Here is a 19,174-nt window from a genome sequence, read left to right as displayed (position 1 = left end):
GTGATATGCCGGCCCGACCGCGTCGGTTCCCGTGACCTTCAGGAACCAATAAGAATACAGTGGTCGACTCGAAAGGTCCCGCAACTAATGGACGACCAGCACTTCCTCGAGTCGGAGTGGGATTACTGTCTCGTGCTGGATGCGTGTCGGTACGACGTGTTCAGCGACGTCTACGACGAGTATCTCGACGGGACGCTGGAAAAGCGCTGGAGCGTGGGATCGTCGACGCCGGAGTGGGCCTACCGGACGTTTACCGGCGACCACGATATCGCGTACTTTTCAGGGAACCCGTTTATTAACGACCTCGGTATCCCACTGAACGAACTCAAATGGGGGGCCAGTTGCGACTACGAATGGTCGGCGACCGACCACATCAGCAACGTTTTCGACGTTTGGAAGACCGGCTGGGACGACGATCTGGGGACGGTGCCCCCAGAGAGTTTGGGCGAGGCGTTCCGGAACAACACGGAGGCCGTCGAGCAGGCCGATCGGACGGTGCTCCACTACATGCAGCCACACGCGCCCTACCTCTCCCGTGGCAAAGGCCAGAAGCTCAAACAGATCCAGAAAGGGATCCGCAAACAGGAGGAGGCCGAAAACGCCGAAACCGACGGCGGTGGCGCGCTCTCCTCGCTCGGCGATACCATTCGCCCGAAAGTCGAAGACAAACTCGAGGGCAGCGAACTCGCCCAGAAAGCGGGGCTCTGGCTCGAACTCGATCCCGCAGACCTCGTCAAGAACGGGACTCGAGAGGCGGCCCTGGAGCTGTACGAGGAGAACCTGCGGATCGCACTCGAGTCCGTCTCGGAACTGGTCGACGAACTGGACGGCCGCGTCGTCGTGACGGCCGACCACGGGGAGGCCTTCGGCGAGGAGGGCGTCTGGGAACACCACATCGAGACGCACATCCCGCCGCTGATGGAGGTACCGTGGCTCGAAGTCGAGTAACGCCGGAATCGACCGCCCGTCGTGGCCCTCGATTCGGTTCCGCATCCGCGAGTGTCCGACGGTCACTCCGATTGGTGTAGCCCGGTATGAAGATCAGCCACTACTTCGAGTTCGAGGACCACGTGACCGGCGGGATCCGCGAGTCCGTCGTCCACCAGCGGAAGATGTTGGACGGGTTGGACCTGCGCTATACGACGGAGCCGACGCTTGAGGCCGACGTTTTTCACTGCAATCTCATGGGGCCTCGATCCGTCTGGTACGCAAAGCGGGCCCGCGATCGCGGTATTCCGGTCGTCGCGAACACCCACGTCACCGCGGAGGACTTCGGGGACAGCTTCCGGTTTACGAACGCCCTCTCGAAGCCGCTGCGGCCGTACCTCGAGCGGGCCTACGGGCTCGCCGACGCGCTGGTCTGTCCCTCGGCGTACAACCGTCGGCTGATCGACACCTACGCGGACGCGCCGACGACCGTGATCTCGAACGGTGTCGACCGCGAGAAACTCGAGGGGTTCGAATCGCTCGAGGCCGAGTACCGGGAGCGCTATGACCTCGAGTCGCCCACCGTCTTCCTCGTCGGTCACGTGATCAAGCGCAAGGGCCTCGAGACGTTCGTCGAACTCGCCCGTCGATTACCCGATCTGGACTTCGCGTGGTTCGGCCCGCTCGATCTCTCCCTGAAGGGACGGGAAACGACGAGACTGATCGAGGAGTCGCCGGACAACTGCACGTTCACCGGCTACGTCGACGACATCCGGGGCGCGTACGCGGCGGGCGACATCTTCTGTTTCCCGACCCACGAAGAAAACGAGGGGATCGCCCTGCTCGAGGCGATGACCGCGGGAAAGCCGCTCCTCGTCCGGGACATCGAGACGTTCTCGTGGCTCGAGGACGGCGAGGACTGCCTGAAAGTCGCCGACTCGGGCGTGGACGGCTTCGTCGACGCGCTGGAGCGACTCACCGATTCCACGCTCCGGGATCGGCTCGGAACGAACGCGGCCGACCGCAGCGAGGCGTTCTCGCTGTCGTCGGTCGCGAACCAGTACCAGTCGCTGTACGAGGAGGTGGCCTGAATGAAAATCGGCTTCTTTACTGACAGTTATTTCCCCGAGATCGATGGCGTAACGTATACGATCAAGCTCTGGCGCGAGGAGTTAGAACGGAACGGACACGAGGTCTACGTCATCTATCCGGACGGCGACTATGAACCGGGTGACCGCGAGATACCGGTCAGGTCGCTGCCGAACCCGTTCTATGCCGGCTATCGGATCCCGCTTACCAAACGCACCTCGACGCTGCCCGATCTCGACGTCGTCCACTGTCACGGTCCCGCACCGATCGGCCTTCTCGGTCGCTACTACGCCTGGAAACGCGACCTGCCGACGATCTATACCCACCACACGCCGCTCGAGGAGTACTTTCACCAGAGTATCAAACTCGAGTCGGCCGCGGCGGCGCTCTCGGCGGCGTACGTGCCCGCGGAGAACGCCTTCCTCCGGAGCTTCGACATCGTTACCGCCTCGACCGAGCGGATCGACCGCGAGGTCGAACACGTCCAGCTCCCGGTGGGCATCGACATGGACTTCTTCCAACCGACTGCCGAAGACTGGTACCCCGATCGGACGGTGATCGGCTACAGCGGGCGGCTCAGCATGGAGAAAAACGTCAACGAACTCCTGCGGGCCGCCGAGGAACTCCCGGAATACGACTTCGTCATCGTCGGCGAGGGCCCCTACCGCGACTCCCTCGAGCGAAACGCGCCGGACAACGTCGAACTCCGGGAGTTCCTCCCCCGCGAGGATCTGCCCGCCTTCTATTCCTCGATCGACACCTTCGTCACCGCCTCGACCGCGGACACCCTCGGGCTCTCGACGCTCGAGGCCAACGCCTGCGGGACCCCCGTCGCGGCCACCGACGCGCCGCCGTTCGACCGAACGATCGGCCCCGACAACGGCGAGCGCTTCGAGTACGGCGATCTCGACTCGATGGTCGAGGCGATCGAAACGTCGCTGGCAACCGAGTACGAGACCAGAGCGGCCGTCGAGCGCTACTCGGTCGAGTACACGATGACCAACCTTGAGCAACTGTATCAGGACGTACCGCTCTCGACGGACGAGGCCGCGACCGACGTCGAGAGCCCGTGGGGACTCCCCGACGAAGAGCGGAGTTGAGGCGATACTCCGCGGTCGCGTTGTTCTCTCGGTACGCTCGAGCGAATCGGATCGGCAACGGCGGTTCTGTTCGACTCGAGTGATTGTCTGTAGATATCGAATTCCGTGCGGAGAGTGGCTGACACGGCCGACGAAAAGACCGATACCCGAACCGTCTAGCCTGCCACGTAACTCAACGGACGGGACCGAACCCGTCGTTCGCCATCATGTCAACTCGAACACGCACCGATGGGGTGACCGGCCATCGATCGACGGAAGACGTAACCCGCACGCGACGCGACGTTCTCCCATGATGGTCGACGATGACCGACTCGAGGGGGATCGACCGTGACCGGAAACCGTCTGTCACGCCTTCGCACTCGACTCGAGACCGGGTTCGCGGATCGACTCGAGCGACTCCGCTGGTGGTACGCGCTGCGAGTCGCCGGTGCGCCTCGCTGTGCTGTCTGTGGCGACGAGGCGGCGTGGATCGCGGAAACGGAGCACGAACCGCGCTGTTTCAAACACATTCCGAGTGAAGGGATGGACGCGATTCGAGAGGTCCGACCCGAGGACTGCAGGACCGATTGGGATGCCGCCGCCGACGGCTCCTGATCGAGTTTAGGATTTCTCGAGCGAGAGGCCAGTTGAAGCGGGAGTTCGCTGTACGAATTCTTGTATAGAACGCCAGCGAGCACGGAGCTCGGGTATAGTGCCCTCCTCGGGCACCCTGATGTCGCCACTCGTCTTCAATCGAGGACGGGTGTCGGAAACACGTTCAGGAGGGCTCCGAACCACGGAAAGACTCACTCCGTTCGTCTTTCCTGCCTTGCGCTCACTTTGTTCGCGCAAGACCTACGGGTTCGTCGCCCCCTCTCGGGCACTGGCTTTCAGACTCGTCACTCACTCCGTTCGTGACATCGCGTAGAAAGCCAGTGCCCGGGGAGGGCTCCGAACCCTCGATCTCCGCATGTCCCAGGTCCGAGGCTCGGCAGTCCTCGAGGGACACGGAGGCTTCCAAGGCGAAACCGCACCGAATCTCTGAACCCTATGAGTGCGGCGCTATGTCCAGCTAAGCCACCCGGGCTCGGTTACGAGTAGTGCGGTCCGTTTCTTTAACCTTTGTATTCGGATCCGCCATGCAACGCGGACCCATGGACGGTGATCGCCCGCCGTCTCCGGGTTGGATTCGGCGAGAGCGACCGCTGTGCTCGCGGGACCGCACGGAACCGCGGGTACGGGCTAGCAATCTTTATCAAACGGTGTTACGAACAGCGCCGCATGAGCGTTCCCGGCATCGTCCACTCGACTCTCGATGGCGAGGAGATCGCGGCCCGGGTCTCTCTCGGCAGCGACGACGAACTCTTCATCACTCCCACGAGGACGATCGTCTACCGTGCCGACGGTCTCCTGAGCGACGAATCGGCCGACGAGTACTCTCACGACGCCGATCGGTTGACCCTCTCCGAAGGGCGGCGCAAGACGAAATTTACCCTCGAGTACGCACTCGAGGGCGAGCGATCGTTCTCCGTGCCCGCGGGGAAAACCGACGAAGTGTTACACCCCGTCCTCGCCGGGGTGTTAAACGGCAACGGGATCACCGGGCCCGGAGAGACGGTCATCAAGCCCTATCGGTTTAGCGAACTGACGCTGATCGTTACGAGCGATCGGCTCGTCAAACACATCGGCGGCGCGGTCTGGGACGAGGACTTCGAGGAGTACCAGTTTGGCGACGTAACCAGCCTCTCGTTCGAGGACGGGAGCGTCGCCACCCAGATCGTCCTCACGGCCAATGGCCGGCCCCAGCGGATCAAGGCCCCCAACGAGGAAGCAAACGATCTCCGGGAGCGGCTCCAGCGGGCGCTGTTCGACTACCACGATGTCGGCTCGCTCGAGGAACTCAACGAGACGATTGGCGTCGACGAGGACGAGCCGGCCAGTAGCGGCGGGTCGGTCGACTTCGGCGGCGGCGTCGACCCGCTCGATGCCGACCCGCCCGAGCCCGAGGATCGGGAGGTGACCGCCGAACAGACCACCGAGGCGGCGGGTACCGGATCGGGCGATCCACTCGCTGGCGGAACCGAGGACGACGCCGCGACTGCCGACTCAGCGGTGACGGGGGCCGACGGGAGCGACGGGCAGTCGGGCCACTCGTCGGCTCGAGCGGCCGCCGAGACGGACGACCGCGCGACCGAACCCGATACCGCAGCGAGGAGGCGGGAAGCGGAGACCGGCTCGGTCTTCGAGGAGACTGCCGGGACGGACTCGGCTCTCGCCGGGTCCGAGTCGCCGCAGTCGGCAACCGCCGAGTCGGCACCCGTCGCCGAGACTGATCCCGAACTCCTGGAGCGACTCGACTCGCTCGAGGAATCGGTCGAACGGCAGAGCGAACTCATCGAACAACAGCAACAGACGATCGATCAGTTGATCGCGGAACTCCGGCAGGGCCGTTAGTCGTCCCGTCCAGTAACTTTTCGGATACACGAGGAGCCGAAGGGGCCGAGTTCTCCGGCCTCGAGGTCGATGAAGTAGCCGGTCGACAGCCCGGAGCCACAGCGCCGACAGGAGAACTCCCCCTCTTTCGTGATCACGTCGCGCTCGAAGCGCACGTATTGGGAACTCTTCGGGCGGACGATACCGTCGTCACGTTCGATGATCCCGCGGAGTTCCGCCTGATCGAGGATCGTTCGGGTTACCGTCGGATCGGCCGTGACCGTCTCGATTCGGTCGACGGCGTCGGCGAGCGAGAGCGATTCGTGCTCGAGGCGGGCGAGCAGGGCAAGCCCCAGTTCGACGCGGTCGTCGTCGGCCTCGAGTGGGGGGTCGACGCTGGACTCACCTTTGCGTTCGGTCCGATCCCCGTCGCGACTCATCTGTCTGTGCTGTCGTCTCGGAGCGAATAAACGTTGCTCCTCTCGCATCCCTCGCCGCTGGGTAGACGTGGCACGTCGACCGTTCCCACGCACTGGGAATCCGCCGGTCGTTGATACCCGCGCTTCCCTCCAATCCAAGCGAAGCCATCACACGCGGCCGGGGCACGGTCCCGGCGGAGACAGAACCAATGACTCAGACGATCGTCGGTACGGCTACTGAGGAATCGACCCGGAACGGAGAGCGCGAGATCGCTCCTGAGCGGCGGGGGACGGAGTGTCCGGAGTGTGACGGGTCGGTCCACCGTGACGAGGAACACGGCGAGCGGACGTGTACGGAGTGCGGGCTCGTCCTCGATGCGGACGCGATCGATTACGGCCCCGAGTGGCGGACTCTCGACGACGACGCCGACGAGAGACGGCGGGTCGGCGCACCGGTATCGAAACTCCGCCACGACAAGGGGCTCAGCACGACGATCGGCTGGCGGGACGAGGACGCCTACGGCAATCGGATTTCGGGCCGCAAGCGCGAGCAACTCCAGCGGCTGCGGACGTGGAACGAACGGTTCACCTCGAAAGACGCCGCCGAACGGAACCTGAAACAGGCTTTCGGCGAGATCGAGCGCATGGCGTCGGCACTCGGGCTGCCGGAGCCGTGTCGCGAAACGGCCGGGGTCCTGTACCGCCGCGCCGTCGACGAGGGCCTGTTGCCCGGTCGCTCGATCGAGGCGATGTCGACCGCCTCCCTGTACGCGGCCGCCAGACGACACGGCACGCCGCGGACGCTGGTCGCGTTCACATCGGTGAGCCGCGTCGACAAACTCCCCATTCAGCGAGCCTATCGCTACCTCTCGAGCGAACTCGGGCTCCAGATCGAACCCGCGGATCCGATACACTACCTCCCGCAGTACGCCTCGGTACTCGAGATTAGCGACGACGCCGAGCGGCTGGCCCGAGAAATTCTCGAGGCGGCGAAAGCCCAGGGGCTCCACAGCGGGCGGAGTCCGGCTGGGCTCGCGGCGGCGGCGATCTACGGGGCGGCGCGGCTCGCGAACGAGCGACTCACACAGGAACGGATCGGCGAGGAGACCGGCGTGAGCCGGGTCACGGTCCGAAATCGATACCGGGAGTTACTAGACGCCTACGGGGAGGAGCGGGAGCGATAGATGTCCCGACAACGACTCGAGCAGACTGTCCTCGATGCGCTCGCAGACGAGTCGCCCCGGTATGTAGTGGACCTCGCCGCGGCGATCGACGAACATCCCATCGCGGTCGAACAAGCCTGCAACCGCCTCCGAGACGGGGAGGACATCCGTTCGGTCGGTTGTCGTCGGTACGAGATCACCGCGGTCGGGCGTCGGCGAGTCGACGACGCACAACCGGCGACCGGCGGGGCAGCCGTCTCGACGGAAACGGAAAGTCGGTCATAACCCCGGTCGATACTGTCTGGTTTGTCTCGCTGATCAGCCCTCGTAGCCGGCGTACTGCATGAGGTCAGCGAAGACGTCGGTGTCCATCGCGTCGCGGTAGACGATGCCGTTGACCATGCCGCCGGGGTAGGCGTCCCCGTTCATCGCGTGGTTGACCTTGTGGCAGTGCATGAGGTAGATACCAGGGTCGGCATCTGCCTCGAACTCGACGGTGTGTCGTTCCGCGGGTGCGATGTTCGTGACGTCCTGTTCGTACTGGGCCGTCTCGGGGACCTGGCCGCCGTCTTTCTCGACGAGACGGAAGCGGTGGTTGTGCGTGTGCATCGGGTGGGACATGTAGCCCGCGTTGACCATGTGCAGCCGGACGGTGTCGCCGTGATCGACGATGATCGGGGAGCCCTCCTCGGGGTGGAGCGTCCGCGGGAGGCTCTTCCCGTTGATCGTGAACACGTCGGGGTTGCGGTTCCGGGGGCTGTAGTCGACATCCTCGCCGGCGAACTGACGGTTAACCCGGGAGTCCCAGTCTTTCAGCGTGAAGAAGTACTCCTTATCGGCCGGCTCGTACCCTTTCGGATCGACGCGGAAAATGCCGTACATTCCCATGTCGATGTGCCGGTGGGTCTGGTAGTGGCAGTGATAGAGGTGCGTTCCCGGGACGTTCGCCGGGATCGTGTAGGTGTGTTTCTCGCCGGGGTTGACCGTGATCCCCGTCGTCGTCGGCACGCCGTCGTTCTCCCAGGTCTTCTGTGCCCCGTGGAAGTGTAGGGTGTGGGGCATGTCGGCGTCCGTGTTGTCGAGGGTCACCTCGATGTCGTTACCCTCCGTCGTCCGGAGGATCGGGCCCGGAACGCTCGGCTGCCCGTCGTCGGCCTTGAACGCCCAGACGCTGGGCAGTTCGACTGGTCCGCCCATGGAGTCCATCGGATGGACGGCGTGTCGGGAGGTCACCGACTGCAGCGTCACGCTGCCGCCCTGTTCGTCGACTTGGACGACCTCCGGCGAGCTTGTCCACGGGAGGTCGGAGTTCGACGACTCCGTCGACCCCTCGCCGGAGTTCTCCGGCTGGGAGTCCTGCTGGGCCCCCTGACTCGTACAGCCGGCAAGTCCGGTCAGTGCCGCTACACCGCCAGTCGCAGCAACGAATTCGCGTCGCGATAGCCCCAATCCGGGTGCGCCGATACGATCACTCATGACAACTGGTCCTAAGAAGTCCCCGTGTATAACGGGTCGAGCAGGTTCTTACGGATCGGGAAGTACCGAGAACATGTTCTCCCTGAGTATTTAAACGGAGACCACCGCACCTCGAGACCGAGCCAAAACCCGGTCCGCGTCGTGACCCGAATTCGGGTCTCGAAACTGAAACCGCGTCGGCCGGCCGTTACTCGACCCAGACCGTCTTTCGGTTGACGAACTCGAGCAGGACTGCCCATCGTTTTGATTGCGCGCCCGTCTCGGCCGCCTTGGCGATGTCGGCGTCGTCGAGGACGACGGACGGATCGCTCCCGCCTCTCGAGACGAACGTGTTCGTTCCAAAGTACATGCCCGCGTACCCCCACTGTTCGCGTATGCCCGATGTCACGTCGCTCGAGACGCTCGAGGAAGCGCCCCACGCCGAGGTATTCGAGGAGCGAACCCCGCGAACTGTCCGGCTGCAACTCGACGCGGACGACCGGGTCCCGAAGCACCGCCATCCGGAGTCGAACGTCGTCATCCACCTCATAGACGGTGCCGTCGACCTCACGCTCGGCGAGGAGGTCTTCGGCCTCGAGCCGGGCGATGTCGTCCGATTCGACGGCGATCAGGACGTGTCTCCGTACGCGGTCGAGGACAGTACGGCGCTGGTGGTCTTCGCGCCGAAAACGGATGCGTAAGTCCGTCCGTTAGCCGACCAGCGTCGCGACGCCTTTCGTCTGCCGGTAATCGCTCGCGAGTACCGCCTCGAGTTTCGAGACGATCGCCTCGCGGTCGCCGTCGACCCACTCGACCGGGTCCGCGATAGGGATGACCATGAATCCGCGGCCGCGGATGTCGCGGGCGTGGAGTGACGGCATGTCGAGGTCGAACCGGTGGCGCTGGGTCGTATACTCCCGGAGGACGTGGTCGGTCGCACGGGCCCCGACCGGAAGGAGGATGTGGGCGTTGATCGCGCGGAGTTCGGCGTCGAAAAAGCGCTCGAGGTCGGCGTAGTCCTCGTCGGTCGGGCGCTCCCCGTCCGGGAGGCTACACATGTGGACGTAGTCCCAGAAACAGTTCTCGAGGACAGGCTTGTCTCGCGGCCCACTCACGAACCCGGTCTCGCGGAGGACAGCTTGGATCTCGACGCCGGCCTCGGTTTCGGTAAAGGGGATGCCGGTGGTTTCGCCGCCGTGGATGCCGGGGAAGTCGCCGATAACGTGAAAGTCGGCGTTGGCGTCACCGTAGCCGAACGCGGCCACCTGGTCGCCCGGATCGGAGCGATCGAACGGTGGTCGCAGTCCGAACGGGTTGCTCGTCCTGTCGGTGACGTTTTGCACGCACGGGAGATAGCGATCTGCGGCCAAAACCCTAGCGGTCGCGTCAGCATTCGACGGACCGTCGCGATTGCCGTTCCGGACGGTGTCGAGGGCTGTCTGCCGATCGATTCAGTGACGGTAGGTTTATATTTCAGCCGTCGGGTCGTGTTGTATATGTATCAGGAGGGGCACTACGGCGGTGCGCTGCTGGCCTACGCGCCCGTCGGAACCGTCGTTTCCCTGTGGGGACACGCCCCGGTCGCTATCGTCGGCGGCCTCGTCTGTGTGGGGCTGTCGACGCTGCCGGACTTCGATCACCGGCTCCCGCTGATCGAACATCGCGGCCCGACCCACACGGTCCTCTTCGCGCTACTCGTCAGTGTCGGCCTCGCCGCCCTGACCGCCGTCCTCGTCGACGCGTCCTCGGCGTTCGCCGACACCGGCTACGTCACCTTCGCCTTTCTCGTCGGTCTCCTCTCGATCGGCTCGCACCTCCTCGTCGACGCGCTGACCCCGATGGGCGTCCGTCCGTTCTGGCCGCTCTCGCGGCGGCGCTACTCCGTGGATCTGACGACGGCGGCGAACCCGCTGGCCAACTACGGCCTGTTCGGGCTCGGTATTGGGGCCGTCCTCGTCGGCACCCTCATCGTCGTCACGCTCGGCTGAGTCCGGTTCGAGAATAGCCGCGACGATTCGCGAGGCTACCGCGAGAGCGCGTCGGCTGCCCCGATCGAGTCGTCCGCGCCGCGAGTGAGGACGATTCCCGCGACGAACGTCACGAAGAGTGCGGCCGCGGCGACGAGATAGGGCATCTCGAGCGCGGGGTTGACGGCCTGCCGGCCGAAAAAGAGGACGGCGATTACGAGCGGCGGTGCCGCGAGCAGCGGGGCGACGACGCGGCCCGCGAAGCGACGGCGGCCGATCATGGTCGCGACGATCGCCGCGCCCAAGAGCGTGAGGGTCACGCCGTACTGTGCCATCTGCATCGTCGGCGAGTAACTCGAAATCTCGGAGCCGACGACCGGGCTGAGCGTGACGTGTGCTGGCAGCGCGATGATGCCGACGGCGAGGGCACCGGTGACGTGAGCGCCCGTCAGCCGGTGGGCCCAGACCAAGACGGTGGCGACGAGGAACAGGGTGAAGATGAGGACGGCCGTCCAGAAGTGCAGCGAGAGGATGTCCATCGTGTAGGTCGTGACGGTCTCGCGGCCGAGCGCGACCTGTACCGGCGTCAGGACCATCCCGAGGACGACCAGTCCGGTCACCCGCCGGTCGACGTCGGGGAGTCGCCACGCCGCGAGCGCGGAGCCGATGATGGCGAAGCCGGCGAACATCGCGACGAAGCGGTGGAACCACTCGTAGAAACTCGGCAGGCTCCCCGGCAACAGGTTGTACGGCCCGGCATCGCACTGGGGCCAGTTAGCCTCGCAGGCTAGCCCGGAGCCCGTCGCCTTCGCGGCGATACCCAGCAGGATCGTCGCGGCGACCATGACAAGCGTGACGGTCAGCAGGTGCGGAAAGCCGAACCGATCGATCAACGATCGAAACCTCGAGTCGGGCGCGCGATTATCGTACGACACGGTCGTTCAGCGGCAGTTAGGACGGGCCGTACTTATGTTGACCGAGTCACCCGGTCGGCAGCGGTGTGACGGTTTCGACGACCCGCACCCTACCGCTCGGCGACCCGCCGTTCGCCGCATTCAAGAACACCCCACGCCAGCACACGACATGGACAAACGCGAGCGACTCGAGGCCGTCCTCGAGTCACACGACCTCGATTCGGTCTGGTTCGCCCGGCCGAACTCGTTTGCGTGGCTCACCGGCGGGAATAGCGTGATCGACCGCGAGAGCGACACCGGCGTCGCCGCGATCGGCTACGACGGCACCGACGTCCGCCTCGTGACGAACAACATCGAAGCCGACCGCATCGCCGCAGAGGAGTTGCCCGACCTCGAGGCGAGCGAGGTGTCGATCGAGCAGTTCCCGTGGCACGCGTCGTCGCTGGGCGAGGCCGTAGCCGAACACGTTGGCACCGACGAGCGGGCCGCCGCAGATATCGAGATCCCCGGCCTCGAGCGGATCGATCCGTCGGCGGTGCGCCAGCCGCTGACCGAGCGCGACCGCGAGCGCTACCGCGAACTCGGCGGACAGACGGCCTCGGCCGTCGAATCGGTCTGTCGGGAACTCCAGCCCGAGGACACCGAACACGAGGTGGCGTCGGCGCTGCGGATCGCCCTCTCGGCGCGGGACATCGAAGCGCCGGTCGTGCTCGTCGGCGGCTCCGAACGCGCCCAGCAGTACCGCCACTACACGCCGACCGAGGCCGAGCTCGGCGACTACGCGCTGGTCTCCGTCACCGCCGAGCGGGCCGGCCTTCACGCTAGTTGTACCCGAACCGTCGCCTTCGATCCCCCGTCGTGGCTCGAAGAGCGGCACGAGGCCGCGGCTCGCGTCGAGACGACGGCGCTGGCGGCGACGCGGGCGGCGGCCGAAGACGGTGGCGATGCGGGCGATGTCTTCGCCGCCGTGCAGGACGCCTACGACGCGGTCGGCTACGCGGGCGAGTGGGAACACCACCATCAGGGCGGAGCCGCCGGCTTCGCGGGCCGGGAGTGGATCGCCACGCCGGACCACGACGCGCCGGTCGAAGCGCCGATGGCCTACGCGTGGAATCCGACCGTCCAGGGTGCAAAAAGCGAAGACACTGCTCTCGTCACCGACGACGAGGTCGAGGTCCTGACCGCGACGGATCGATGGCCGACGACGACCATCGACGCGGTCGACCGGGATCTCGAACTCGAGCGACACGATATCCTCGACCTCGAGGCGTAGCGACTGACGGCAAATCGGCGAGTTGCGATCGCTCCCGGTTTTGATTCCGTACTCGACGAGGGGCCCGAATCTGACTAGTTGTCGCTATCCCGGTCGCCTGCGTCGCGCTTGGAGTCGTCTTCGAACTCGATGACGTCGGTCTCGGTGTCGCCGGGAGCGTCGGCGTCGGCACCGGTTTCGGAGTCCCGATCGGCGTCCGTGTCCGCTTCTCTCTCGTCGGTCGGCGGCGGTGCCGTGTCGTCGACGGTGATCTTCACCGGTTCGACGTCCTCCTCGAACCCGACTCCGGCGTCGCGTTCGTCCTCGCGGTCGAGGACGCGGTCGAGCGTGAAGATGGTGTTCAGTTCGTGTTGGACCTGATCGACGACGCCGCCGACGAGTTCGCTCGGCTGGATCGCCGTGTACTCGTAGGGGTTGTTCCCCGCACCCTCGTTGGCGCGTTTCTCTCGGGTCACGCGGTCTTCCTCGTGGAGTTCCGCGAGCGCTTCGCGGACCGTACTGGGATAGAGGCCGGTCCCCTTCGCGACCTCTTCGGAGGTACTGCCCGGGTTCGCCAGCAGGTACACGTAGATCTTCGCGCGGGTTTCCGTGTCCAGAATCCACGAGAGCAGGTCGACGATCCGTTGGTCGAGTTCCTCGACGGTCGGATTGCGACCGAAATCATCGCCATCGCGCTCGACGAACTCGTCTCCCCCCTCGAGCGATTCGTCTCCGCCGTCCGCGCCGCCCGGGCGCTCGTCAGTGTCGTCGGAACTCATGTGTCTTCTCGTACAGGACGAGGCTTCGAGCGGAGTTAAACCTTTGCGGGGTGTCAACGCGACCGGGCGTTCCGACAGCGACGCGTGCGGAAACGGCTCGAAGAAGGGTTCTCGGAGGGGTATTCGGCCTACTGCGTTTGCAGGCGGAGCGACTCGCACAGCGCGTCGGGGCCCTCGTCCTCGAGCAGACGGCGCTGGCGATCCGCGCCGCTTTCGCGTTCGTACACGTCCTTGATGCCGTCGATGCCCAATCGCTCGCACTCCCGATCGACGAGTTCGCCCAGTTCGACAGTGCCCTCGAGATCGCGGTCGATGAAGGAGGCGTCCTGCCCGTAGCGGATGGCCCGCCACTTGTTCTCGTCGAGCAGTTCCCGGCGGTGGCGGTGGCCGCTCGTGCCGTCCTCGTAGGCCTCGGACAGCGCCTCGACGAGCGCGTGGGTGTATTCGACGAACGCGAGCACGATGTCGGGATCGGCCTGCCCGTCCGGCGTGCGCACTTCGACGCTCCCGTGGGCCGTGTGGGGACGCACGTCGTACCAGAGTTCGCCGCGGTCGCTGATCGAGTCGGTCTCGAGCATCCGGCGTTCGAACCGGTCGAAGGCCTCGAAATCCTCGAAGTGGGTCGGCATCCCGGTGTTGGGCAGCGCCTCGAAAATCTTCGCGCGGGCCGATTGGAGGCCGGTGTCGAACCCGTTCCAGTACGGCGAGTTCGCCGACAGCGCGAGCATGATCGGAACGTACCACCGCAGTTCGTTGGCGATCCAGACCGCCTTGTCGGCGTCGTCGACGCCGACGTGGACGTGGACCCCCGCGGTCGTGTTCCGGTGCTGCGGGTACTGAATCCGGTCGAGTTGCGAGCGGTAGCGCGGCTTTTCGGCGTGCTCGAGTTCGCGCCACTTCGCGAGCGGGTGGAGGCCGGCGGCGGCGATGTGGTAGCCGTGGGCCTCCGCGTGGTCGACGAGCGCCTGTCGGATCTCGAGCAGCGAGTCACGGGCGTCCTCGGGATCTTCGATCAGCGGCGTCTGGGTCTCGATGACGAACTTGAACAGTTCGTGGTCCAGTCGGCCCTCGAGGATCTCGGGGGGTTCGTGTTCGTAGACGAGTTCGTCGGTCCCGCTGGTGGGGCGGCCGTCCTCGTCGACGACGAAACACTCCTCTTCGATCCCCAGCGTACCCATGCGCGTAAACGATTCCCGGGACCCGCGTTCCATCGTTGCCACGTTTTGCCCGCGGCGATAAATACGATGTGGACTCGGAACCGCGCGGCCGGAACTGGATCGCGTCACGGGCCGTCCCCCAGACGGCGAGGCCAACGATGAGTGTTCGAGACCTGAGGTCTCGGGTGTGGTTCGCCGCCGTCGTCACCGACATCGGCCCGCTTCTCAGGACGCGACGGTTTCCGCCTCGGACTCGAGGTCCGCCTCGTCCTCGCGGAGCTTGAACTTCTGGATCTTGCCGCTGGGATTCTTCGGGAGTTCGTCGACGAAGTAGTACGTCCGCGGTCGCTTGAAGTCGGCGAGCCGGTCGCTCTCGAGGACGAACGAGTCGAGATCGGTCGCGCCGACGGCGTCGTCGGTGACGACGTACGCGACGACCAGTTCACCCCACTCTTCGTCCGGCTCGCCGACGACGGCCGCTTCCTCGACGGCGTCGTGGCCGAACAGCACGTCCTCGACCTCGGCCGGGTAGACGTTCTCGCCGCCGGAGACGATCATGTCGTCTTTCCGGTCGACGACGTAGAGGTAGCCGTCGTCGTCGCGGTAGCCCAGGTCGCCGGTGTAGTACCACGTCGTGCCGTCGGCCTCGCGCAGGGACCGCGCGGTCGCTTCGGGCCGGTTCCAGTACTCCCGCATCGTACACGGGCTGGCGATCAGGATCTCGCCGATCGCTCCCGGCTCGACCTCCCGGTCCGGGTCCGCGTCGGGTTCGACGATGCGCAGTTCGTGATTGAGCCCGGGTAAGCCGGCCGAACCCTGTTTGGACAGTTGGTCGTCCGCCGACTGGAAGACGCCGGCGGGGCCGATCTCGGTCATTCCGTACGCCTGGACGTAGTCCTCGCAGAGGTGTTCCATGCAGTTCTCGAGCACCTGTTCGGGCATCGGGGCCGCACCGTACAGCCCGAGTCGGAGCGACGAGACGTCGGCGGCCGACTCGGCGGCGGCCATCGAGAGCGCGTTCCAGGCGGTCGGTGCCGCGAACAGGACCGTGACGCCGTGGTCCTCGATCGCCTCGAGGACGGCCCCCGGTTCGAATTCGTGGTGGATAACGTTCGCTGCGCCGCGGTGGACTCGCGCGAACAGGTTGCAGTGGAGTTCGGCGCAGTGGTACAGCGGCATCATCGACAGCCCGACGTCGTCGCGGGTGAGGTTCATCTCCGCGATACAGAGGAGGTCGTGCTCGACCATGTTTCGGTGCTCGTGGACGACGCCCTTCGGGCGGCCCGTCGTCCCCGACGTGTAGATGAAGGCGTACACGTCGTCTTCCGCGACCGAAACGCCGGGTCGGTCCGGCAATCCCGACTCGAGCATGTCGTAGAATCCGCTCGCGTACGCCGGGGTGTCGTCGCGGTCGTCGTCGATGAACACGTACTCCCCGACGGTCTCGAGACTGGGCCGCGCTCCCTCGACCGCCTCCCGCGTGTCGGACTCGAAGACGACCAGCTCGGCTCCGGCGTCGTTGACGATGTACTCGATCTCGCCCGCCGGCAGGCGGAAGTTCAGCGGGGTGAAGACGGCACCGATCTTGGCGCACGCGTAGACGGTGAGCGCCATCTCCGACCCGTTGTAGAGCACGGTCGCGACCCGGTCTCCCTTCTCGACCCCGGCCTCGAGGAACGCGTTCGCCAGCCGATTCACCCGCTCGTCGAACTCGGCGTAGGTCCACCGCTGGTCCTTCCGCGGATAGATGATCGCGTCCCGGTCGGGGTACCGGTCGACCGTCTGCTCGAGCGTATCGCCTATTGTGGGGTGTTCTGACATACCATGTTCTCGTACCACGATGGTCCTTATATTCTTTATCGAGTAAAAGGCCCTGCCCAGTGCTGTCTCCCTCGATCATCCTCATCGCGACTCCTTCGACGACAGTCGTCAGTCGTACCGGGCGTCCCACGGACACGGGAACATATCGGCGGCCGACTGGGTGGCCACGATCCCGTCGTCGGTGACCGAGACCGTTCCGTCGGAGCGCGAATCGCTGATTCGAGCGTCGAACTCGTCCGTCGCTCCGTGACCGGTGCGCGCTCGAGCGGTCAACTCGTACCTGCCGAACTCGTCGGTCGCCTCGAGTTCGCGTTCCTCGCCCGGCTCGAGCGAGACCGTTTCGCCGACGACCGTCTCACCGTCGTCGTCGGTCAGTTCGACGTGCACCTCGTGAGCGCGGTCGGCGCTGTCGGTGACGCGGACGACCGCCGGCTCCGGCAGTCTGACCGTGTCGGTCACCTCGAGCTCGAGCGTCCGCGTCTCGCCGTCCGTTTCGACGCGGGGGTCGTAGGGCTCGTCGTCGACCACGACGAACGACCGGTCGGGATCGATGGCGTCGTCGAACAGGAGGTTCTCCGTCTCGTATCGTCCGTCCTCGAGTGCAGCGTCGACCTCTGCCCGGATCGCATCGGGTAGCGACTCGTAGTCGATCGACACGAGGTGACACTGCTCGAACTCACTCGTTGTCGTCGATGTCGGGGTACCGTTTTCGGTCGTATCGGTCCCGTCCCCGTCGGAATTCGAATCGGGCTCGGTCGTCCGATCCGCCTCGAGACAACCGCTGAGACCGATACCGAGACCGAGGGACGCTCCTCCCGCCGCGAGAATCGAGCGTCGGTTCACGTCTGCACTGAGACGACGTCCTCAGTAGAGTTGAAATGGACGCGCCGGTCCTCGTCCACCGTGAGGCTCACGCGGGCGATTTCGAAGTCCTCGGGACGCTCGACGCGCACGACCGAGTGCCGCGAGGTCAGGTCGTCCGTCCGTTCGTACGGCGACGTATGGCACCCGTGGAGACGGAGGCCGCGATCGGTCCGTTCGGCGCGCTTCCAGTGGTGTGCGATCGATCCCGAGCCGAAGCCGGACTCGATGACCAGCAGGATATTTGCCGCGAAGTCTATCTGGTCGATGGGTTCTTCTGGTTCCTCGCCGCTGCCGTTATCGCTGTTGCTGTCGCCACCGAGTTCGAAGACCTGGCGAACCTCGTCCGCACTCGTGAGGGCGCGAACGGCGTACGCCTCGTCCCCGGTGTCGGCTGTCGATAGCAACAAGTCGGCGCGGGGAGCCGGTACCGGCTGGAACTCGAGGTCGGAGTCGGCCGACATGTTCGCACAAAGGTTCAACTCGTTCCACGCCTCGCGGTCGTCGGGTTGCTCCTCAATCTTGTAGGGCGGGTCGTCGACGCGGGGCTCTTCCGGGATCGCGCTCGTCGGTTCCGTCCCGTCGTTGCCGTTTCCGCTCCCGCTGCTATCGTCAGCCTGTAGACAGCCGGCCGACGCGACCGTCGCGAGGGCGGTGCCGGCGAGAAACTGCCGTCGATCGAGTGTCATCTACCCGTTCCTACGGTCGACGTTTGTAAAATCCTTCTAGTGGCTGTAATATGCATTTGAGCTAGGTCGCTGCCGCAAGTTCCCCGGGCGGGATAGTGTGCTCGACTGCCGTCTCAACAGTTGCACGAGCCCGGAATTCGGGGCGTTCTGACACCGCGCTATCTCGGCTCACGAGGTCGATCGGCGCTTTCGAGGGTTCTACTGGCGGATATCTCGACTCCGGTACCGCTCGGACGCTACTTTGGGTCGGTGATTCTCCGACATTTCTCCTCAGAATGACGACATTACGCCGCTGAGTGAGGTCGGAATAGATCCCTTACCCTGAGCGCCCGTTCCGGTGAATTCGGATATTTCTACTCCTGGAACGCTCGAACGAAACTGCCAGTTTTTGTCGACCTGTGCCGGTACCGTCGATGGCTATGATGCCACGTCCACGAACCGTCGGCGTCGCAGTCGTCGCGGCGCTCGTCCTCCTCTCGGGGGCGAGCATTGCGTTCGCCGCGACCGACGCCGGCACGGCGTCCCAAGACAACGAGACGGAGAACGAAACGGCCACAGTGACGTTCGAAAACCAGACGTCGAACGGGACGGCAGTCGCGGTCAATAACACGACGCTGCCCGAGGGCGGCTTCGCCGTCATCCACGCGGCCGCGCCCGTCGGCGGGGACAACGCCACCGACGAAAACGCCACCGCGGACGAGAACGCCACCGACGAAAACGCCACCGCGGACGAGAACGAGACCGTCACGAACATGTCCGAGGAGTACGAGCCCGGCGACGTTCTGGGTAACTCCACGTACTTGGAGTCCGGCGACCACGAAAACGTGACCGTCGAGCTCAACGAGTCCCTCGAGGAGAGCCAAGTCCTGATCGCGATGGCCCATCAGGATACCGACGACAATCAGACGTACGACTTCCCCGAGGCAGACGATCCCTACCTCACTGACGAGGAACCGGTCACCGACGACGCGATGATCACGCTCGAGGACGAACAGAACGAGACCACTGGGTGAACGAGAGGAGAAAATCGCGACTCCCCCGTTCACGAACTTCAGTCGCGTGATGAGCGGAAGCGATAGCGGTTCATACGAGACCGGCTAGTCGTTTCGCACCGCACTCTCCGCTCACGACCAATCGATTCCGTGATCCACGTACCGTCACCGTCGATT

General features: G+C 65.0%; 21 protein-coding genes and 1 tRNA gene. 11 read left to right on the top strand and 11 right to left on the bottom strand.

The genetic code is table 11. The features are described from left to right. Positions 1-87 precede the first annotated feature (87 nt). The 4 genes from C489_RS17450 to C489_RS17435 all read left to right on the top strand — a co-directional run bounded on the left by C489_RS17450 (position 88) and on the right by C489_RS17435 (position 3,710). Positions 88-948 carry a hypothetical protein gene (locus C489_RS17450; RefSeq protein WP_006432666.1) on the top strand — a complete coding sequence of 287 codons (861 nt, stop codon included), beginning with the start codon at positions 88-90 and terminating at the stop codon, positions 946-948. A gap of 86 nt (positions 949-1,034) precedes the next feature. Further along, positions 1,035-2,018 (top strand): glycosyltransferase family 4 protein, encoded by a 984-nt coding sequence (locus C489_RS17445; protein WP_006432665.1) that lies wholly within the window; start codon positions 1,035-1,037, stop codon positions 2,016-2,018. After that, on the top strand, positions 2,019-3,116 hold the full coding sequence (locus C489_RS17440) for a glycosyltransferase (RefSeq protein ID WP_006432664.1): 1,098 nt from the start codon (positions 2,019-2,021) through the stop codon (positions 3,114-3,116). Between the two features lie 327 nt (positions 3,117-3,443). Then, positions 3,444-3,710, top strand: a complete 267-nt coding sequence (locus tag C489_RS17435) for a hypothetical protein (RefSeq protein ID WP_006432663.1) — start codon at positions 3,444-3,446, stop codon at positions 3,708-3,710. Positions 3,711-4,031: 321 nt separating this feature from the next. On the opposite strand, the gene C489_RS21640 is transcribed toward C489_RS17435, so the two are convergent. Continuing rightward, positions 4,032-4,182, bottom strand: a tRNA-Met gene (locus C489_RS21640). A 194-nt stretch (positions 4,183-4,376) separates the two neighbouring features. Between C489_RS21640 and C489_RS17430 the strand changes: the two genes are divergently transcribed. Beyond that, a complete protein-coding gene (locus C489_RS17430; protein WP_006432662.1) occupies positions 4,377-5,549 on the top strand; it encodes a DUF7115 domain-containing protein in 1,173 nt (390 codons plus the stop codon). On the opposite strand, the gene C489_RS17425 is transcribed toward C489_RS17430, so the two are convergent. Continuing rightward, positions 5,546-5,968 (bottom strand): DUF5830 family protein, encoded by a 423-nt coding sequence (locus C489_RS17425; RefSeq protein WP_006432661.1) that lies wholly within the window; start codon positions 5,966-5,968, stop codon positions 5,546-5,548. The genes C489_RS17430 and C489_RS17425 overlap by 4 nt on opposite strands. Positions 5,969-6,156: 188 nt before the next feature. Here C489_RS17425 and C489_RS17420 point away from each other — a divergent pair, with 188 nt between their 5' ends. Beyond that, complete coding sequence (locus tag C489_RS17420) at positions 6,157-7,131, top strand: transcription initiation factor IIB (protein ID WP_006432660.1); 975 nt, start codon at positions 6,157-6,159, stop codon at positions 7,129-7,131. Then, on the top strand, positions 7,132-7,395 hold the full coding sequence (locus C489_RS17415; RefSeq protein WP_006432659.1) for a hypothetical protein: 264 nt from the start codon (positions 7,132-7,134) through the stop codon (positions 7,393-7,395). A gap of 33 nt (positions 7,396-7,428) precedes the next feature. On the opposite strand, the gene C489_RS17410 is transcribed toward C489_RS17415, so the two are convergent. Both C489_RS17410 and C489_RS22290 read right to left on the bottom strand, forming a co-directional pair. Further along, positions 7,429-8,586 (bottom strand): multicopper oxidase domain-containing protein, encoded by a 1,158-nt coding sequence (locus C489_RS17410; protein ID WP_049891010.1) that lies wholly within the window; start codon positions 8,584-8,586, stop codon positions 7,429-7,431. Positions 8,587-8,773: 187 nt separating this feature from the next. After that, entirely contained in the window at positions 8,774-8,935 is a 162-nt protein-coding gene (locus tag C489_RS22290) for a hypothetical protein (RefSeq protein ID WP_006432657.1), read from the bottom strand. Between the two features lie 25 nt (positions 8,936-8,960). Here C489_RS22290 and C489_RS17405 point away from each other — a divergent pair, with 25 nt between their 5' ends. Then, positions 8,961-9,266, top strand: coding sequence for a cupin domain-containing protein (locus C489_RS17405; RefSeq protein WP_006432656.1), 306 nt, complete (start codon positions 8,961-8,963; stop codon positions 9,264-9,266). Between the two features lie 9 nt (positions 9,267-9,275). Here the strand turns inward: C489_RS17405 and C489_RS17400 are convergent, their stop codons facing one another. Continuing rightward, on the bottom strand, positions 9,276-9,908 hold the full coding sequence (locus C489_RS17400) for a uracil-DNA glycosylase family protein (RefSeq protein ID WP_006432655.1): 633 nt from the start codon (positions 9,906-9,908) through the stop codon (positions 9,276-9,278). Between the two features lie 153 nt (positions 9,909-10,061). On the opposite strand from C489_RS17400, the gene C489_RS17395 reads away from it, so the two are divergent. Next, on the top strand, positions 10,062-10,553 hold the full coding sequence (locus C489_RS17395; protein ID WP_006432654.1) for a metal-dependent hydrolase: 492 nt from the start codon (positions 10,062-10,064) through the stop codon (positions 10,551-10,553). A 35-nt stretch (positions 10,554-10,588) separates the two neighbouring features. Here C489_RS17395 and C489_RS17390 read toward each other — a convergent pair whose 3' ends face one another. After that, positions 10,589-11,467, bottom strand: a complete 879-nt coding sequence (locus C489_RS17390) for a COX15/CtaA family protein (RefSeq protein ID WP_006432653.1) — start codon at positions 11,465-11,467, stop codon at positions 10,589-10,591. 148 nt (positions 11,468-11,615) lie between these two features. Between C489_RS17390 and C489_RS17385 the strand changes: the two genes are divergently transcribed. Next, positions 11,616-12,719, top strand: coding sequence for a M24 family metallopeptidase (locus tag C489_RS17385; RefSeq protein WP_006432652.1), 1,104 nt, complete (start codon positions 11,616-11,618; stop codon positions 12,717-12,719). 74 nt (positions 12,720-12,793) lie between these two features. Here the strand turns inward: C489_RS17385 and C489_RS17380 are convergent, their stop codons facing one another. The 5 genes from C489_RS17380 to C489_RS17360 form a co-directional block, all read right to left on the bottom strand. Continuing rightward, positions 12,794-13,477 (bottom strand): helix-turn-helix domain-containing protein, encoded by a 684-nt coding sequence (locus tag C489_RS17380; protein WP_006432651.1) that lies wholly within the window; start codon positions 13,475-13,477, stop codon positions 12,794-12,796. Positions 13,478-13,605: 128 nt separating this feature from the next. Next, on the bottom strand, positions 13,606-14,688 hold the full coding sequence (locus C489_RS17375; RefSeq protein ID WP_006432650.1) for a glutamate--cysteine ligase: 1,083 nt from the start codon (positions 14,686-14,688) through the stop codon (positions 13,606-13,608). Positions 14,689-14,859: 171 nt separating this feature from the next. Further along, positions 14,860-16,455: a fatty acid--CoA ligase gene (locus C489_RS17370; RefSeq protein WP_006432649.1), complete on the bottom strand. Its 1,596-nt coding sequence runs from the start codon at positions 16,453-16,455 to the stop codon at positions 14,860-14,862. Between the two features lie 108 nt (positions 16,456-16,563). Next, positions 16,564-17,298, bottom strand: coding sequence for a hypothetical protein (locus C489_RS17365; RefSeq protein WP_006432648.1), 735 nt, complete (start codon positions 17,296-17,298; stop codon positions 16,564-16,566). Next, the gene (locus C489_RS17360) at positions 17,295-18,005 is read right to left on the bottom strand and encodes a hypothetical protein (protein ID WP_006432647.1); all 711 of its coding nucleotides are present in this window, start codon (positions 18,003-18,005) and stop codon (positions 17,295-17,297) included. The genes C489_RS17365 and C489_RS17360 overlap by 4 nt, the downstream gene beginning before the upstream one ends. Before the next feature lie 413 nt (positions 18,006-18,418). Between C489_RS17360 and C489_RS17355 the strand changes: the two genes are divergently transcribed. Next, the gene (locus tag C489_RS17355) at positions 18,419-19,018 is read left to right on the top strand and encodes a DUF7282 domain-containing protein (protein WP_049891006.1); all 600 of its coding nucleotides are present in this window, start codon (positions 18,419-18,421) and stop codon (positions 19,016-19,018) included. Positions 19,019-19,174: the final 156 nt, after the last annotated feature.

Origin of the sequence: Natrinema versiforme JCM 10478 (assembly GCF_000337195.1) — an archaeon.
Taxonomy (GTDB): domain Archaea; phylum Halobacteriota; class Halobacteria; order Halobacteriales; family Natrialbaceae; genus Natrinema; species Natrinema versiforme.
This window is presented reverse-complemented; position numbering and strand designations above follow the sequence as displayed.

Bases quoted from the DNA above. Each gene is read 5' to 3' on its own strand.
- C489_RS17450 (WP_006432666.1), top strand. From the start codon at position 88: ATGGACGACCAGCACTTCCTCGAGTCGGAGTGGGATTACTGTCTCGTG.
- C489_RS17445 (WP_006432665.1), top strand. From the start codon at position 1,035: ATGAAGATCAGCCACTACTTCGAGTTCGAGGACCACGTGACCGGCGGG.
- C489_RS17440 (WP_006432664.1), top strand. From the start codon at position 2,019: ATGAAAATCGGCTTCTTTACTGACAGTTATTTCCCCGAGATCGATGGC.
- C489_RS17430 (WP_006432662.1), top strand. From the start codon at position 4,377: ATGAGCGTTCCCGGCATCGTCCACTCGACTCTCGATGGCGAGGAGATC.
- C489_RS17425 (WP_006432661.1), bottom strand. From the start codon at position 5,968: ATGAGTCGCGACGGGGATCGGACCGAACGCAAAGGTGAGTCCAGCGTC.
- C489_RS17420 (WP_006432660.1), top strand. From the start codon at position 6,157: ATGACTCAGACGATCGTCGGTACGGCTACTGAGGAATCGACCCGGAAC.
- C489_RS17415 (WP_006432659.1), top strand. From the start codon at position 7,132: ATGTCCCGACAACGACTCGAGCAGACTGTCCTCGATGCGCTCGCAGAC.
- C489_RS17410 (WP_049891010.1), bottom strand. From the start codon at position 8,586: ATGAGTGATCGTATCGGCGCACCCGGATTGGGGCTATCGCGACGCGAA.
- C489_RS22290 (WP_006432657.1), bottom strand. From the start codon at position 8,935: ATGTACTTTGGAACGAACACGTTCGTCTCGAGAGGCGGGAGCGATCCG.
- C489_RS17405 (WP_006432656.1), top strand. From the start codon at position 8,961: ATGCCCGATGTCACGTCGCTCGAGACGCTCGAGGAAGCGCCCCACGCC.
- C489_RS17395 (WP_006432654.1), top strand. From the start codon at position 10,062: ATGTATCAGGAGGGGCACTACGGCGGTGCGCTGCTGGCCTACGCGCCC.
- C489_RS17385 (WP_006432652.1), top strand. From the start codon at position 11,616: ATGGACAAACGCGAGCGACTCGAGGCCGTCCTCGAGTCACACGACCTC.
- C489_RS17380 (WP_006432651.1), bottom strand. From the start codon at position 13,477: ATGAGTTCCGACGACACTGACGAGCGCCCGGGCGGCGCGGACGGCGGA.
- C489_RS17375 (WP_006432650.1), bottom strand. From the start codon at position 14,688: ATGGAACGCGGGTCCCGGGAATCGTTTACGCGCATGGGTACGCTGGGG.
- C489_RS17370 (WP_006432649.1), bottom strand. From the start codon at position 16,455: ATGTCAGAACACCCCACAATAGGCGATACGCTCGAGCAGACGGTCGAC.
- C489_RS17360 (WP_006432647.1), bottom strand. From the start codon at position 18,005: ATGACACTCGATCGACGGCAGTTTCTCGCCGGCACCGCCCTCGCGACG.
- C489_RS17355 (WP_049891006.1), top strand. From the start codon at position 18,419: ATGGCTATGATGCCACGTCCACGAACCGTCGGCGTCGCAGTCGTCGCG.